Annotated in this window: 13 protein-coding genes; 7 read left to right on the top strand and 6 right to left on the bottom strand. The window is 35.5% G+C overall.

Annotation, left to right across the window (positions count from 1 at the left end):
• Positions 1 to 38: 38 nt before the first annotated feature.
• On the bottom strand, positions 39 to 1439 hold the full coding sequence (locus ACYUCW_RS09805; protein ID WP_460408497.1) for an alanine/glycine:cation symporter family protein: 1401 nt from the start codon (positions 1437 to 1439) through the stop codon (positions 39 to 41).
• A 196-nt stretch (positions 1440 to 1635) separates the two neighbouring features.
• Between ACYUCW_RS09805 and clcA the strand changes: the two genes are divergently transcribed.
• Positions 1636 to 3036: a H(+)/Cl(-) exchange transporter ClcA gene (clcA, locus tag ACYUCW_RS09800; protein WP_163748633.1), complete on the top strand. Its 1401-nt coding sequence runs from the start codon at positions 1636 to 1638 to the stop codon at positions 3034 to 3036.
• 63 nt (positions 3037 to 3099) lie between these two features.
• On the opposite strand, the gene tehB is transcribed toward clcA, so the two are convergent.
• The 5 genes from tehB to ACYUCW_RS09775 all read right to left on the bottom strand — a co-directional run bounded on the left by tehB (position 3100) and on the right by ACYUCW_RS09775 (position 7730).
• Positions 3100 to 3954, bottom strand: coding sequence for an SAM-dependent methyltransferase TehB (tehB, locus tag ACYUCW_RS09795; RefSeq protein WP_004250324.1), 855 nt, complete (start codon positions 3952 to 3954; stop codon positions 3100 to 3102).
• A gap of 81 nt (positions 3955 to 4035) precedes the next feature.
• Positions 4036 to 5148 (bottom strand): NAD-binding protein, encoded by a 1113-nt coding sequence (locus tag ACYUCW_RS09790; RefSeq protein WP_460408495.1) that lies wholly within the window; start codon positions 5146 to 5148, stop codon positions 4036 to 4038.
• Positions 5149 to 5221: 73 nt separating this feature from the next.
• Positions 5222 to 6307: a linear amide C-N hydrolase gene (locus ACYUCW_RS09785; protein WP_460408493.1), complete on the bottom strand. Its 1086-nt coding sequence runs from the start codon at positions 6305 to 6307 to the stop codon at positions 5222 to 5224.
• Positions 6308 to 6551: 244 nt separating this feature from the next.
• Positions 6552 to 7130, bottom strand: a complete 579-nt coding sequence (locus ACYUCW_RS09780; RefSeq protein WP_004248606.1) for a YceI family protein — start codon at positions 7128 to 7130, stop codon at positions 6552 to 6554.
• Positions 7131 to 7175: 45 nt separating this feature from the next.
• On the bottom strand, positions 7176 to 7730 hold the full coding sequence (locus ACYUCW_RS09775; RefSeq protein WP_004244184.1) for a cytochrome b: 555 nt from the start codon (positions 7728 to 7730) through the stop codon (positions 7176 to 7178).
• A gap of 1075 nt (positions 7731 to 8805) precedes the next feature.
• Between ACYUCW_RS09775 and ACYUCW_RS09770 the strand changes: the two genes are divergently transcribed.
• The 6 genes from ACYUCW_RS09770 (at position 8806) to ACYUCW_RS09745 (ending at position 16410) form a co-directional block, all read left to right on the top strand.
• Positions 8806 to 9630, top strand: coding sequence for a MurR/RpiR family transcriptional regulator (locus ACYUCW_RS09770; RefSeq protein ID WP_004244186.1), 825 nt, complete (start codon positions 8806 to 8808; stop codon positions 9628 to 9630).
• A gap of 203 nt (positions 9631 to 9833) precedes the next feature.
• On the top strand, positions 9834 to 10589 hold the full coding sequence (gene aipA, locus ACYUCW_RS09765; RefSeq protein ID WP_163748559.1) for a trimeric autotransporter adhesin AipA: 756 nt from the start codon (positions 9834 to 9836) through the stop codon (positions 10587 to 10589).
• Positions 10590 to 10798: 209 nt separating this feature from the next.
• On the top strand, positions 10799 to 11287 hold the full coding sequence (locus ACYUCW_RS09760; RefSeq protein ID WP_049203031.1) for a GNAT family protein: 489 nt from the start codon (positions 10799 to 10801) through the stop codon (positions 11285 to 11287).
• A gap of 331 nt (positions 11288 to 11618) precedes the next feature.
• Positions 11619 to 13178 carry a sulfatase-like hydrolase/transferase gene (locus tag ACYUCW_RS09755; protein WP_460408491.1) on the top strand — a complete coding sequence of 520 codons (1560 nt, stop codon included), beginning with the start codon at positions 11619 to 11621 and terminating at the stop codon, positions 13176 to 13178.
• Positions 13179 to 13322: 144 nt separating this feature from the next.
• On the top strand, positions 13323 to 14207 hold the full coding sequence (locus ACYUCW_RS09750; RefSeq protein WP_004244192.1) for an OmpG porin family protein: 885 nt from the start codon (positions 13323 to 13325) through the stop codon (positions 14205 to 14207).
• Positions 14208 to 14244: 37 nt separating this feature from the next.
• Positions 14245 to 16410 (top strand): autotransporter family protein, encoded by a 2166-nt coding sequence (locus ACYUCW_RS09745; protein ID WP_460408490.1) that lies wholly within the window; start codon positions 14245 to 14247, stop codon positions 16408 to 16410.
• The last annotated feature ends 5 nt before the right edge of the window (positions 16411 to 16415 follow it).

The following is a 16415-nucleotide window of genomic DNA, read 5'->3' as shown; positions in this document are numbered from 1 at the left end:
GTTTAGATGGTCATTTAGCCTTAGATAAACAAACGCGTTTATTCCGCTTCTGCTTCTTTTTTGCTTACAGAATTCACTTGTTCATTTAGATCAATATCAACCGCATTAACATCTTTTATATAGTCTTTTGTTAGACGATAAACGATGGGGCTAAGCAGTGCTAATGCAATTAAGTTAGGAATAGCCATCATCGCATTTAATGTATCAGCAAGTAACCAAACAAATTCTAAGGATTGAGTCGCGCCAATTGGCAAGACAATTAACCATGCAATACGAAAAGGCATAATGGCTTTCGGTCCAAATAGATATTGCACACATTTCTCACCGTAATAGCTCCAACCTAAAATAGTGGTAAAAGCAAAAACAGCCAATGCGATCGCAACAATATAGTTACCTCCAGGGATAGCCATAGAGAACGAACTTGCAGTAAGTGTTGCCCCACTTTGCCCTGTCAGCCACTGTCCGGTGATCACAATCGTTAATCCGGTGACAGAACAGGCAATAATGGTATCAATGAAAGTCCCCAACATGGCAATTAAGCCTTGACGGATCGGGTTTTGTGTTTTGGCTGTCGCATGAGCAATGGGTGCACTACCTAATCCTGCTTCATTGGAGAATACACCTCGTGCAACACCAAAACGTATTGCCGCCCAAACAGCCGCACCAGCAAACCCACCTTGCGCAGCAACCGGTGTGAAAGCAGATTTTACAATCAACATAAATGCATCAGGAATAGCAGTAATATTCAGCGCAAGTACGACAATCCCTGCCCCAAAATACCCTACTGTCATAATGGGCACTAATTTACCGGCAACATCAGCAATACGCTTAATTCCACCAATTAATACAGCACCGACTAAAATAACTAATGCAATTGCTGTCACTGTGGTAGAAATACCAAAATTACTTTGCAAAACATCCGCCACTGAGTTTGCCTGTACCGTATTACCTATACCGAAGCCGGCAAAACTACCAAAAATAGCAAATAGCGTTCCTAACCAAAGCCATTTTTTACCTAAACCGTTTTTAATATAATACATCGGTCCGCCTACGTAGTTGCCGTATTTATCAACCTCACGAAAACGTACCGCTAACACAGCTTCTGAATATTTAGTCGCCATACCGACTAAAGCAGTCATCCACATCCAAAATAGCGCTCCCGGTCCACCTAATACAACCGCTGTAGCGACTCCAGCAATATTGCCCGTACCGATAGTGGCAGAAAGCGCCGTCATTAATGCATTAAAAGGTGAGATTTGTCCCTCACCTCTTTTATCATTTTTCTCAAATAAAAGTTTAAATCCTGTACCTAATTTTCTAATTGGCAGAAAAGAGAGTCTAAACTGCATAAATAGACCGATGCCTAGAATACCGACTAACATCGGTACTCCCCACACCACGCCATTAATAGCGCTTAATATATTTGTGATGAAATCCATACGTTACCCTTTTTATCCAAATGTTATGTAAATATATATTTTTTGTTATCAGATACACTAAAGATGAAAAAAAGGAAATATGCTAGAAAAAAAACCGACTAATTATGAAATTGATTACATTATGTGAGAAATATCACTTGATGATTAAATTACGCTATTATTAGATACATTGTTATTTATATATAAAACATAAATTATGTATCAGCGAAACTCGATCAAAAAATCGCAAAATCAACAACGCTTTAATTGGTTTAGAAAAGCGAAAGAAACTAACCTTGCCCCGGTGAAAACGCTTATTCTTTCCGCCATTATCGGTACGTTAGCCGGATTAATTGGGGTACTATTTGAAAAAGCCGTTGGCTGGGTCATTCATTTAAGACAAGATAAATTAGCCGAGGTATTAACCAACCCTTATCTTTTGGCTATTGGCACGTTACTTGTTTCCTCTCTTTTAGCCATGAGTGGCTACTACTTAGTGAAGAAGTTTTCACCAGAATCTGGTGGTTCAGGTATACCGGAAATTGAAGGGGCAATGATAGATATTCGGCCAGTTCGTTGGTGGCGGGTATTGCCAGTAAAATTTATAGCCAGTATCGGTACTTTAGGCTCAGGTATGGTACTTGGTCGTGAAGGCCCCACCGTGCAACTAGGGGCTAATATTGGTCAACTCGTTAATGATGTCTCTCGCGTTAAAGATAAAGGAACACGCCAAACACTATTAGCCACAGGTGCTGCTGCCGGTTTAACGGCTGCCTTTAATGCTCCCTTGGCAGGCATTCTATTTATTATTGAAGAGATGAGACCACAATTTAAATATAATTTAATCTCTATTAAATCCGTCTTCATTGGCGTGATCATGTCTTGTATTGTATTTCGCCTAATTAATGGTGAAGGAGGCGTCATACAGATAGGTAAATTTTCTTCAGCGCCGATGAATACACTGTGGCTCTATTTAGTGTTAGGAATGTTATTTGGTGTTGTTGGGGTTATTTTTAGTAAATTACTGTTTTATGTTCAAACACAATTCCAACATTTTTATCAAGATAAAACCTCACGTTTTGTTTTAGCCGGTGGCGTGATTGGTGGTGCATGTGGTTTACTTGCATTGATTATTCCTGAAATAACCGGAGGCGGTTTTAGTATTATTCCTGCATTAAGTGCCGGAGGATATTCGTTAACTGCACTGCTACTATTTTTTGTGTTACGTACCATCACCACCATTATCAGCTTCTCCTCCGGTGCACCAGGAGGAATTTTTGCCCCCACATTAGCCTTAGGCACACTCTTTGGTAGCGCTTTTGGATTAATGGCAACCTATCTTTTCCCTGATTATCAAATTCAAATTGGCACTTTTGCTATTGCTGGAATGGGTGCTTTATTTGCCGCAACGGTGAGAGCGCCACTAACTGGGATTGTGTTAGTTCTAGAAATGACCGATAACTATCAACTTATTTTGCCGATGATAATTACCTGTCTTGGCGCAACCATGCTGGCGCAATTATTAGGCGGGCGACCTATTTATACGGTTCTACTCGAAAGAATACTACAACGCTCAGAAGCCAAAGAAAAAACAGAGGCTACCAAAGAGCCCCTATAGTTTTCAAATACTAAAATACCCTCGCTGTGATCTAACGAGGGTATTTTTCTCACCATCTATTTATTATTTTTTACGCGCAATTAATGTCGCAAAATTAAGTTGAATACGATTACCATTAGCATCAGTTTTATGTAGATGCCCTGAATTTTCATTATATTTAATAATATCCCAGCCTTGGTAATAATCCGCTAACTCACCTTGGCGCAAGAAGGTTTTGAAAGGAACTTCAGCAGACCCACTATTTGCTGTTTCAACAGGGCAAACAATGACATTAATCCCCTCTGGATTTGTACACTCCTGCATATTTTTAATAATATCTGCGATACGTTGACGCTGGCAAAACATCAAAACCACAGTAGAAATAATAATATCGTATTTCTCATTTAATGCTGCTTCATTTATATCATATAAGCCGCTTTTGATCGCTAAACCGGTTTTAGCTTTGACGGCTTCAATCGCATCAATATGAGCGGCATTAATATCTAATGCGGTCACATCATAACCTTGTAATGCTAAATAGAAGCTATTACGACCACGTCCTGCGCCTAAATCAAGCACTTTACATGGGGTAGTCAATGTTGCCATATAACGCACTTCTGAATGAGGTAATGACAAATCATTTTCTTTAAAAAATTTATCTTCGGGAGTGCATAAAAAAGAGAGCTGGCAAAGTACATCATCACTCGCTTTATCGATTTTATGCCATTGCTGAGGTTGAATAAGCGGAGGCTGATTTTCGCTATCACACTCTAAGAACACTTGTTCTCCATCATCCTTAAATAGCACAAATGTCATACTCCCTTGTAATATCCGCATTTGCGCATAAGTGCCTTCTTTTGTGTTATGACGCTCTAATAATGCTAAAGGGATCGCTGTTAAGTGCCATTCAGGTAGCGTTTTATACGTAACAAGTTCCATAATTCAACCTCTCTTAAGATGCATTTTAAATACATCTTATTGCAATCACTCTCTTAGGTAAAGGGGGATTTTTGACATACATTATTTTAAATATTTATTGATTAATAAATCAGTAACATCAGACGAATTAATAGATTCACCACAAAGGACTTTCATCATAATTTCTTTGCCTAACGAAGCTAAAGACAACAGCATATCTGGACGTAATCGACTTATTTTTTCTCTATTCTCATCTTTATTAATGATAGTGATTAATTTCGCTTGAAGGTCTGGACACTCTTGAATAGTTAATAAAATAAAGGTATTTTCCGCATCACTTTCAGATAACGTCGCCACCCAACTCGCTTGGCGAATATTTACCGTTTGTAATGTTTTTACATTGGTTGGATCACCTTCAATAATATTGGCTTCTTTATCATACATGGCTTGCTTTTTATCCGAACAAATCGCAATAACCGGTTTACCTTGCTCTCTAAGCCCTTTCTCTAATTGTGCTGCCAACATTGAAGAGCCAATAATAATAAAATGATCATGCATTTTAGCGATCCTTTTCTTCACAATATCGCGAGTACCACGAGCCAAAAATCCCATCACATAAACAATAGAAGTCGTAAAAACAGTGATCCCCAAAATAACCACTGTTAGGGTAAACATTCTCGCATTACTTGAGATAGGAACGATATCGCCAAAACCAAGTGTTGTCATACAGACAATGGAAAAGTAGAAAGCATCCATTAACGTTGTGATATGTGGTTTAAATTCATCACCAATATAGAGGCTGCCTAACATAGAGAAACACAGTAGCGAAATCGTACAGATAAAAGCAACAAAACCGGCACTGGTTAAGCTATGATAAGGAAAAGCACGCCGGCTGATAACCAATACAATGGCTAATACTAATGAAGTATAGGCTTGAGTACCAGCTTGGTGATAAACCGCGACATCTAAAAAAACGATCGTCACTAATAATATTAATGAAACGCACCACGCAATCCGCGCCCCCATATACATAAAGAAAGAGAGCAAAATAAGTGCACTCGCTAACATCACTTTAGGAATATCAAGTAATTTCAATATACCTAACGATTTTAGCCAGTCAGCAAAACCGTGTATTTCCCAATCAAGATAAACACCACGAGAAAGTAATATCGAGTAAATAATAAAAAGACTATTCAAGATCAATAAGAAAGACATCATCTTTCTGCTAAAAGACGATGTCTCTATAAAATTAACGACTGCCGATAACTTCATTTTTATCTAATTTCTATTAATTTTGTATTGGTATATTTTCTAACCCTTTAAATTTAAAAGGTTTCGCTGGCTTAAACTGAGAGCTTGCATCTCCTGAATAAATCGTTGACTGCTCTTGGCCTAACGCTAACATCATCACTTTTCCTGTTTCTTTTGAAAAATCAATTTGTTTCAAATCAACCCAAAAAGTATTTGGTGATAATGCAGATTCAAAAAAGTAGAGCTGATTTTTATGATCAGCGACAGTTCTCCAACGAGTCGATGATATTTCTGGAGATTCTACGGTACTTAATCCATAAGGCACCGAAACATTGCGGATCACCCCAAATACACTGGCAAGTGATTTTTTGCTCGATTGCGATTTAGGAATAGCATTAATATAAAAAGAGGCTCTTGCAAAACGATCCGATGCTCTATTAGTACCCGGTAACATTACCGTACCACCAATCTGCTGCCAATAGCTATTTAATGCTAACTGTTCAGAAAATATAGGGGAGTTAGTCATCACTTGATATTTTCGGCTATGGTGGATCACCTGTTTACCATCAATATATTCAATAATTGCGCTATCACCAGAACTGTCAGACAATGATAAATGTAACGTTGCGACTCTATCCTGTCCGGGTACTTTGTCAGTTAAGACAATAAAAGGCTCATCTTTTAAAGCAGTTACCGCCTCTTCAACAGTAGCAAAATTATCTAATACATATTGTGCCCATGCAGAAATAGCCATTGCAGGCTTATCTTTGGAATAACTTGGGTAATCTGATTCAGCAAGCCATAATAAATTAGCCACTAATCCTTTTTCATTAATACCATCAGTAGTAGAAATATCATAACCTGATGCAATCACACTACCATATTTTGATTGCCATTGAACTGAATTATCACCAGCCTCACCAGAACGTTGCATTCCTTGAGGGAATATCCATAAATTAGTACCAATTTCGTATTTCCAGTCCATAGAACGAGCAGTAATTATTTGGTTATTTTCACCTAAATAAACAACTCGGGTACAAGCTTGCGCCGTAGTTATACTACTTAAAAAGGTACCTGAAATAATTAATGTACTTAATAAAGCATGTCGTAATTTTTTTAGCATAATTTTTCACCTTTAAATTATTAGATAAGCTTAATCTTATTTTCCTCATTTTGACCACTTTCTTATCACTTATAAAAAATAAACTCTCTAATAATTAATAACGATTTATCTATCTTACAGAAATTTTCTTAAGTAAGTATAAGACAAGTTACGTATCTTAAGTAAAAAAAACTGATGCTAAAAGCATCAGTTTTTAATCTATTAGGTGATATCGCAAATTATTGCTTACCAATATTCGCTACGTTTAATTTTTTTTCACACCTTCAACAGAGATGATTAATTCTGCTTCTTGCGATTTTGGTCCTAAATCTGATTTAAAGTTAAACTCTTTCAGATTAACTTTACCTGTTGCTTCAAAACCAGCGCGATACCCTTTCCACGGATCAGTACCTTCACCAATTAATTTTGCATTTAGTGAAATTGGTTTTGTAACGCCATTAAGTGTTAAATCACCCGTCACCGTATAATTTTCACCATCACGAGTCACTTTGGTTGAGACAAACTTAGCTTCAGGATATTTACTGACGTTAAAGAAATCAGCACTACGTAAGTGTTTGTCACGTTCAGCGTGATTAGTATCTAAACTACCCGTTTTAATCACAACATCGACTTTATCTTTTGAAGGATCTTCTTTATCGTAAGTGAAGCTTCCATCAAAATCTTTAAATGTGCCGTATAACCAGCTATAACCTAAGTGTTGGATACGAAATTGCACAAAAGCATGTTGCCCTTGTTTATCAATTTGATAATCAGCCGCTAATGCTGAACTAGCATTAAATAATAATGCACCTGCAGTTAAACTCAATAACGCCTTCTTAAACATTGTTCTCTCCATAATATTGTTATTAACAGGGTAATATAAATTTAATTATTGTGTTTTTATGCCAAGCATACGTTTCAATGTAATATCTTTATCTATAAAGTGATGTTTTAATGCACCCGCGGCATGTAATAGCGATAACACAACAACCGCCCAGGCTAAATAAAGATGTACATCACCGGCTAAATCAGCTTGTTCCCCTTCCCCTGTGAAAACAGCAGGTACTGAGAACCAATCGAATACAGATATTGGCTGACCATCAGCAGTAGAAATTAAATAGCCACTTATAATGATGGCAAATAAAATTAGATATAACAGCATATGAGCCACATGGGCACTAATGCGAGTAAGTCGGCTATAGCTGGATAATGCTGTTGGTGGAGGAGAAATCCAACGCCAAATTGCTCGGAAAAGAAGAACAATAAATAGAATTATCCCTATACTTTTATGTATTTCAGGGGCTGAATGATACCAGCTATCGTAATAGCCTAAATTTACCATCCACAATCCTAGGGCAAACATGCCATAGACGGTTAATGCTGTCCCCCAATGTAAAAGAAGCGACAAGTGCCCATAGCGAGTAGATGTATTCCGCCACTGCATAATGATCCTCAATCGATATTTTATTAACAAGCCGTTAACTATATTAGTAGATTAAATATAAAATGTTAGTCTAAAATTCAACAAATTATTTGTTTATCTTTTTCAATAATAATCAATGAGTCATTATCGCTTATTAGTTGCCTTATTGATTAATTTATCAATATAATTATTGATTATAATATATACAAAAAACAGTATATAGGCGATTTATGTAACAGTAAAGTCGAAGGTGTAACAAAAAATTAACTTAATATTGTTACTGTATTAATATTGTTACGATAAAAGAAAAGTAGCGAATGAAGTGAGAATAAATAGGCGAGTCAGTTAATTTTAATATCGAAAAAATTTACAAAGCTATATATGATTTACTTAACATCGCCTAAACTCAAGAATTAGAAAAAATGAGTCCAACCACAAAAATTAACAACGGTAGTGTAAAAAAAACAGATAGCCAGCGCATTTCATGAATAATACCCCAAATAATTCCAATAAAGCTAATAATAAAAATAACTGAAATAAGTTCAGAATAGTGTTCATGAAAATAACACATCAAGAAATAAAACCAAACATCCTCACTATCCATACAACAATCTAAGCCTTCAAAATAATTTAAAATAAAGATAGCAATAAATTACTATTATTATCTAATAAGGCAAGTAACCTATTATAAATATTAGCCATTGCGCACAAAAACACTAATCTATTTTAAATTAGTAATAAACACCAACAAAACAACTTAAAATATGGCAATAAATTAAATTTAAAATGAATTAAAAAATACAATCACAAATAAAAAATAGCCCACCATAAGACTTAAAATAATATAATGGGTTTTACTTTAGACTTGAAATAATTATTTCACCCAAAGTTAAACTCAAAAAAATAGTTTCACATTATGATAATAAACCATCTTACTTTTAACACGAATAGAGATTTTAACATTGAATAATTACCTTTAGGTTATTTATTTAATTAAAATTAACTCATGATTTCATTTTAATAGTTATTAACTAAAAACATTCAATTTGACTTGAAAAAACACTACAATTGTAGCCGTATTTTTATTGAGGGCACTATGTCTACTGCAACAAATCTGAATGAACTACAGGAACAAGTTCGCTCCCGCTATAATGGATTAAGTAAAAGGCTACAGCAGGTTGCACATTATCTTTTGGATAATAAAAACAGTGTAGCATTTGATACAATCGCGATCCTTGCAGATAAAGCAAATGTTCCTCCATCAACATTAATCCGTTTTGCCAATGCATTTCATTTCAAAGGATTTAATGAAATGAAACTTTTATTTCAACGTCATTTAATGGGTGAAATGGATAATGAAAAATTAACCTATAAGCAGCAATACAAAAAGGAACCACCAAACTTAAATGAGCCAGATTATATTCTGCAAGAGTTTGCACAAGCCAATAGCCACGCTTTGCAACAGTTAGCTCATCAAACCCATAAGGATATGTTAAATAAAACTATACAACTACTTGAGTATGCAGAAACTATCTATATAGGTGGTTTTCACCATTCTTTTAGTGCTGCGAGCTATTTTTTTCACGCGCTTTCTCATATCCCTTGTGAAACCGTCTTTGTTAATTGCCTAGGGGGAATGTATAAAGAACAACTTAGGAATATTACACATAGAGATGTGCTGTTTGGCATCCATTTCCACCCTTATTCAGAAGAAATGCAAAAAATGTGTGAGATTGCAGCTTATAAAGAGGCTAAACAAATTATTGTAACAGATAGCCCCATAAGCCCATTAGCAAGTCTAAGTGATGTTTGTTTAACTGTAAAAGAAGCACAAATAAAAATGTTTCGTTCTCAAACCTCAACATTATGTTTACTACAAGCACTTTCAGTTGCATTCGCTTTTAGAAAAAAGAGCCATTAACATATTATTTAAAACTGCATCTTATATAAGGTGCGGTTTTATTAAAAATAGAATAAATAATAATTAATAAAAATAAATTAAATAGCATGCTATATTAAACAAAATTAATTTTAAGAGTGATTTCATTTATTCTAGATTGTGATGAGAAAAAGAATCATTTAGCATTTATTGGCAACTCTGTTATCCATTACAGGACGAATAACATGCTATTAAAAAAAATATTTTTAGTGTCTTTTTTATTCCCTACACTCTCTTACGCTAATACCTTACCAACATCAAATATAGATAATTCACTAACTCCCAACCATGATAATCTTGCCCGTTTTTCACTCGGTGACAATAGTCAAACATCCGGCAGCGGTGCCACAGCTATAGGTATCAATAGCCAAGCCACCAATACTCGTGCGGTTGCTATTGGTTATGGTGCATTAGCCAATGAGGAAAATACGGTTTCATTTGGTAATAGTGAAGAGAAACAAACAGCACGACTCACCAATGTCAGTGAAGGTAAAAATAATACTGATGCAGTCAATCTGGCACAAACAAAAGCACTACTTAGTAAAAATAAAAGGTTAACTGATAGCCAAATAAATGTTTTTAGAAATCAAACTAATAATAACTTAAACACCATCAAAAAAACCATCCATGAGTTTGATGATTATTATCGAAGACGCCAAGCATCAATTACCGATGCAATTGAAGCACTGGATAAAAAAGTTATTTCATTAGAAAAAAAAGTCTATGCAGGTATTGCTTCCTCAATTGCCATGACCAATATTCCTTATCTTACTCATCATACTTTTAGTGGTGGCCTCGGTATTAGTAATTATCGTACTGGCATAGCACTTGCTGGAGGTATCCAATATCAGCCAAATAACGATATAGCATTTCGATTTAACTCATCAATTAATAGTGAACAAGAGCTTATTTTTGGTGGCGGATTAGCTTATGGCTGGTGATCTTATTAATTAGCCTCAACACTTAATAAGAACGTTTTTTACTATTTAAGCAGTAGTATCCTTATTGCTGCTTAACAATATTTTTCTAAATAAAATAAATGCATAACACTTATTAAAAAGATAAGCTTATCTTCTGTTTTTATTCCCTTTTGTGATAGTGACATTTTTCCTATAATGACATAATTCTCCATGACTAAAAGAGACACAACATGAGTTATCCATTACGAAAAATGACCTTCGCGGATATCAAAGCAGTGACTTCATTACTACAAGAAAACTCACAGTCACAGCAAGGTGGATTATATGGTGATTATCCACACGATAAAGTTGAAGCTATGTACCAAAGTAGTACCAATGCCATAGTCGCAACTGACCAAGAACAGATTATAGCGATTGTTTTCAGCTTTCCGGTCAGTTCTTTTTCTCTTCCACCTATTGCTCAAGAAATTAATCGACGTTTTCCTAGCCTTACATACAATAATTGGTTTTACGGTCCTGTATGTATTGATAAATCATACCGCGGAAAATCGCTATTAACCGATCTTTACCAATATATTTGTGCGTTACAAGGTGGTCGCCCGATTGCATTTATTAATAGTGAAAACATCCGCTCGCTAAAAGCACATCAAAAATTAGGTATGAATATTGTTGAAAATTTTCAATTTCAAGGAAAAGCATGGTGGGTAATTAGTGGATAATGAAAACAAATGAAAGAAAAAGTACGCATATGTATTCTTCAATGAGTTACGATATCGAACAGTGATAATGAGTATTATTTATAACAAAAATCAATTTATATATAAAATTAATTAAAAATCAATAGCTTATTAGTATCTCATGAATTAACTCATAATTATTAACAATATTTGAACCCGACTTTTCTCTATCAAATTGCTTACAATTTGACACCATTCTGTGATCTCTCCTTCAATTCTAGATCTTTCGTTAACTTACTTTTTGATCTTACATAAAAGTATAAATAAGATAAATACCACCAATTCGAAAGCAAACGTAAAATAGGAGGAAGCAATGACTGTTTCCCGTAGAACTTTTATCAAAGGTCTTGCCGCCAGTGGGGCTGCAATCTCTGTTTCTACACCTGCTCTTGCTACTTCAGGTGACTTTACAGCAAGCAAACACACTCGACCAGAAAATGCACCTAACTTATTAATTGTTTTTCCTGATGAAATGCGAGCCCATGCTCTACAGTTTATGGGGGAAGATCCATCGATTACACCAAATCTTAATAAATTTGCCAAACAAGCCAAAGTAATGACACAAATGGCATCAAATTACCCTCTATGCTCCCCTTTTCGAGGCATGTTTATGACAGGTCAGTACCCTGTGCGTAATGGTATCACAGGTAATGCCCATGATTACGGTGGAAAAGTAGGTATTGACTTGTCTCCTTATGCAAAATGCTGGTCTGACGTACTTAAATCCTTAGATTATAGCACTGGGTATATTGGCAAATGGCACCTTGATGCTCCCTATGAGCCTTTTATTGAAAGTTACAATAATCCAATGGAAGGTCGTTATTGGAATGAATGGGCTGCTCCAGATAGGCGTCATGGTTTTGATTTTTGGTACTCTTATGGTACTTATGACTTACACTTGAAACCGATGTATTGGGCAAACGATACACCTCGTGATAAACCGATTTATATCGATCAATGGGGGCCTGAACATGAAGCCGATATGGCAATCAAATTCCTCAAAAATGAAAATAATCAATTTAGAGATAATTCAAAACCATTTGCATTAGTGGTTTCAATGAACCCACCTCACTCTCCTTATGATCAAGTACCGAAAAAATACCTCGATGCTTATCAAGGTAAAACATCAAAAGAGTTAAATACACGCCCTAATGTACAGTGGGACAGTGAATATCAAGAAGGTTATGGGCCTCAATATTTCAAAGAATATATGGCAATGGTCAACGGTGTTGATGAGCAATTTGGTCGCATTGTCGATGAATTAGAAAAACAGGGCCTTGCAGATAATACTCTCGTCGTTTTCTTCTCTGATCATGGCAGTTGCTTAGGATCAAATGGACAAGCAGCAAAAAATAATCCGTATGAAGAATCGATGCGTGTCCCTATGATGTTTCGCTTACCGGGTAAAATCAAACCAGGTTTTGATGATGCATTAATGTCAGCACCTGATATTTACCCAACTATTTTAGGGTTACTTGGTTTATCAGAATGGATCCCTGATTCAGTAGAAGGCACAGATCTTGCAGATAGAGTCATCACAGGCAAAGGCGACACAGCAAACTCTCAGCTTTATCTTTTTATTCCTTATGGTGAACCTTCATTCGGTAAACGAGGTGTAAGAACCAAAACTCATACTTTAGTGATAGATAGGCAAGATGGACAACCATTAAAATATACTTTATATGACAATGTGAACGATCCATATCAAATGAAAAATATTGCCAAAGATAATATGCCTTTAATTGATAAATTAATTAAAGAAGAATTAACCCCTTGGTTAGAAAAAACAGGAGATTCTTGGAGAGCGACTGAGTTTATTACAGCGACAACGAATAAATTAAATAAAAAAATATCAATATGTGAAGAAAAATAATAAAAACATCTGCGCCATAACCTTATGGCGCTATATATAAACCTAATTCGCTAATATAAAAATCCTTTTAATAAAATAAAAGGAAGACGTCCTACATCTAAAAATAGATATAAATAAAAGCGAATAAAGAATTGGATATAGACCATGAACAAACTTCGTATTGTGCTTTTCTTACCTCTTTTTGGCTTAGCTTTAACTTCTTTTCATTCTCACGCAGCAACAGTTAATGCGATGTTCTCGTGGGAATCTGCTGATTATGATACATCGAATAACTATTCTGGTTATCGTGTTGATTTTAATATTAATCCAGACAAATCGAACTGGTATTTTGACGTCGGTTTTCGTCAGCGTGAACATGACAATAAAAATCGTTATCAGCGTTATGATTTACAAGGTAGTTATCGTTTTAAATTAAATAATGGTTGGATACAACCAGGATTAAAAATACGTCAAGATTTAACTAACTATGATAATGGTAGCCGTTTAACTATCGACTTTTATGAATCAAAAACAAATTATCAATTTCCTATTAATAAAGACTGGGTTTTAACCGGTAGTGTTTTGTTTGGATTACAAAAAAAAGAGGACAAACGAAGTAATGGCGTCACTAATACGGATTATTTAGGTTGGGAAATTGAACCCGGTATTCGCTACTTTATCACTCCGAATCTAAATACAACAGTGGCTTATTTTGATGGTGGAAAACAAGCAATAAGACATGAAGAGTATGATACAAAAGAAACAAATCACAACCAGCAATTACGTATGTATGTAAACTGGACGACACCTATCGGTGTTATTATTTCTCCCTCAATGCGTAAGTCTATTTTTGGAAAAATAGAAGACAGAACAAATAAAGGTGAATATATCGATAAAGATATGACTCGTTATACCTTACAAATGGCTTACCAAATATCTCCTCAATGGCGTGTTATGACAGAATATTATAATGAGCGTGTTGAGAATAAAAATAACGGCAGCAAGTCAACTCAAGATTATTTTAAAGTATCGGTAAGAGCAACTTTCTAATAATTAAAACCATATAATAGTCATAAGGTTATATCTCATGAAAAATAAAAATTTGTTATTTTTAAGTGCTGCTGTCCTTTCAGCTATATATGGCTCAGCCGTAGCGGCTGATTGCGATAGTACTTTAAACATTTGTGAAACCGTAAACATTAATAATGGCGATACAGCGCAAATAAATAAAGATGTTAATGTATCACAAGGTGACGGTGTAGTATTTAATGGCTCATCAACAGAATATAAAGCTCAAGCAATTACAAAAAACATTACTGTTACTGGTAACGGAGCAAATGCAATTAAAATAAATCAGGGCGCTACTTTTAGTAGTAATATTAATTTAAATGGCGCTAACGTTACTAGTGAAAATGGTACAGCAATATTAGTTGAAGGTAACTTTCCTAAACGAGGAACAGGTGTTTATATCCGAGATGGCGCTATTATCAGAGGAAAAACCGCAGCGATTGATTTTAGCACTTTAAAAACAGGCTTTAGAAGTGATGTTAATGGCGAGATCCACGGTGATATTTTAGGGAATAATCATGTGGATACAAAAATCAATTTTGCTTATCAGGGAGGAGCACAAAATGCATTATTTGACGGCTATAAAATTACCGGTGTTCCTTTAATTGAAAACCATGGCAATTTAACTATCCAAGGTAAAGATAAAACCATTCAATGGGAAGGTAACTTCATGAATAAGGAAAATAGCCAGCTTATTTTCCGCCTTGATGATAATACCAATACTGATGAAACTATCTTACATGTTACCGGCGATGTCACCTTTAAAAAAGGTAGCCAAGCAAAACTTGATTTTAAAGGCACCAGTGTTGATAACATCATTAATAAAGATATTGTATTAATTGCTTCAGACTCGGCAATTAAAGATGAAGCGGGCATTACAGTGACTGATGCAAATGCCATAGCGCCAGATATTTCACCTTTATTAGAAAAAACAGATTCATGGTTAGAAACGACACCACCAAATATTAGCGGTGGTGTCAGTGGTAATCAATTAATTGCGCGTTATGGTATTAGCTACGAAGGGGGGGATAATTTTATTAGCGCAGCTGAACGTGGCAATGTCACAGAGAATGGATTAGCAGCAGCTAATTTTATTATTCCAACAGTATTAAATGAATTTAATAATACACGTAGCCAGATTTCAGATGAAGCATTAAGTTTATTAGTCGCCGCTGGTAATAATGATAATAATATTGCTGCACTATCAAATGATCTGGCGCCCGTTGCTGATGGTAGTGATATTCAAGCAGGATTAATCATGGTTGAAGATATGCGCAACAATATTGCTCATCGCTACTTACGCTATGATAATCAGCTCCCCATTGAAGAAAGAGAAATAGGTTGGAATAGCTGGGCAAATATTCTGTACGGTTATGGTACGCAAAGTCAACAAGGTGGAATTAACGGCTACAATACTTATCGCACTGGTATTCAAATCGGTACTGATTATGAAATAAATCAAGATGCGCTAATTGGCATTTCTTTAGCATATAACTACGCTAAAGCCGATGCTAAACAACGTAATGCAAGCAAAGAAATTAGCCATTTTGAATTTATGCCTTATGCCGGTTGGTATAGTGATACATTATTCTTAAACGGTAATTTAAATATTGGTTATTACACTGTCGATAGTGAGAGGGATATCGGTGGTAATACGGGATGGCAAGGAAATACCAAAGCAAAAGGTGACTACTCTGGTGTGCAATTAGGCTATCAGATTAACGCTGACACCTATTTGGATTTTGATTTTATCCATATTAAACCGATGCTAACTTACCAATATCAATGGCTCAATATTGATTCTTGGGAAGAAACAGGCTCTACATTATCTATGCGTACTTATGGCCAACGCTACGCAGTTAATCAATTAGGTGGCTCTGTTGCTTTATGGAATGACTACCAAACCTCTTATGGCAAATTAACCCCTTCTCTTAACCTTCGTTATATCAAAGATATTGCAGGTAATAACGATATTAATCAACGCCACAGCCTTACCTATTTTAATACTGGAGGAAGCACCTTCGATATTAAAGGAAATACCGTTGGTGGTGACATCATTAGTGCTGAATTAGGTGCAAACCTTGATATTACCCAATCGTTAAATTTAGGTACAACAATGGGATATCAGCGTTATGACAAATTCAATGAAGGGCGTATCGGCTTTACTGTTAGCCAGCGTTTCTAAGGAGA

The organism is Proteus sp. MB838 (assembly GCF_054767435.1).
The sequence above is the reverse complement of the archived record's forward strand: the minus strand, read 5'-3'. Positions and strand labels throughout refer to the sequence as shown.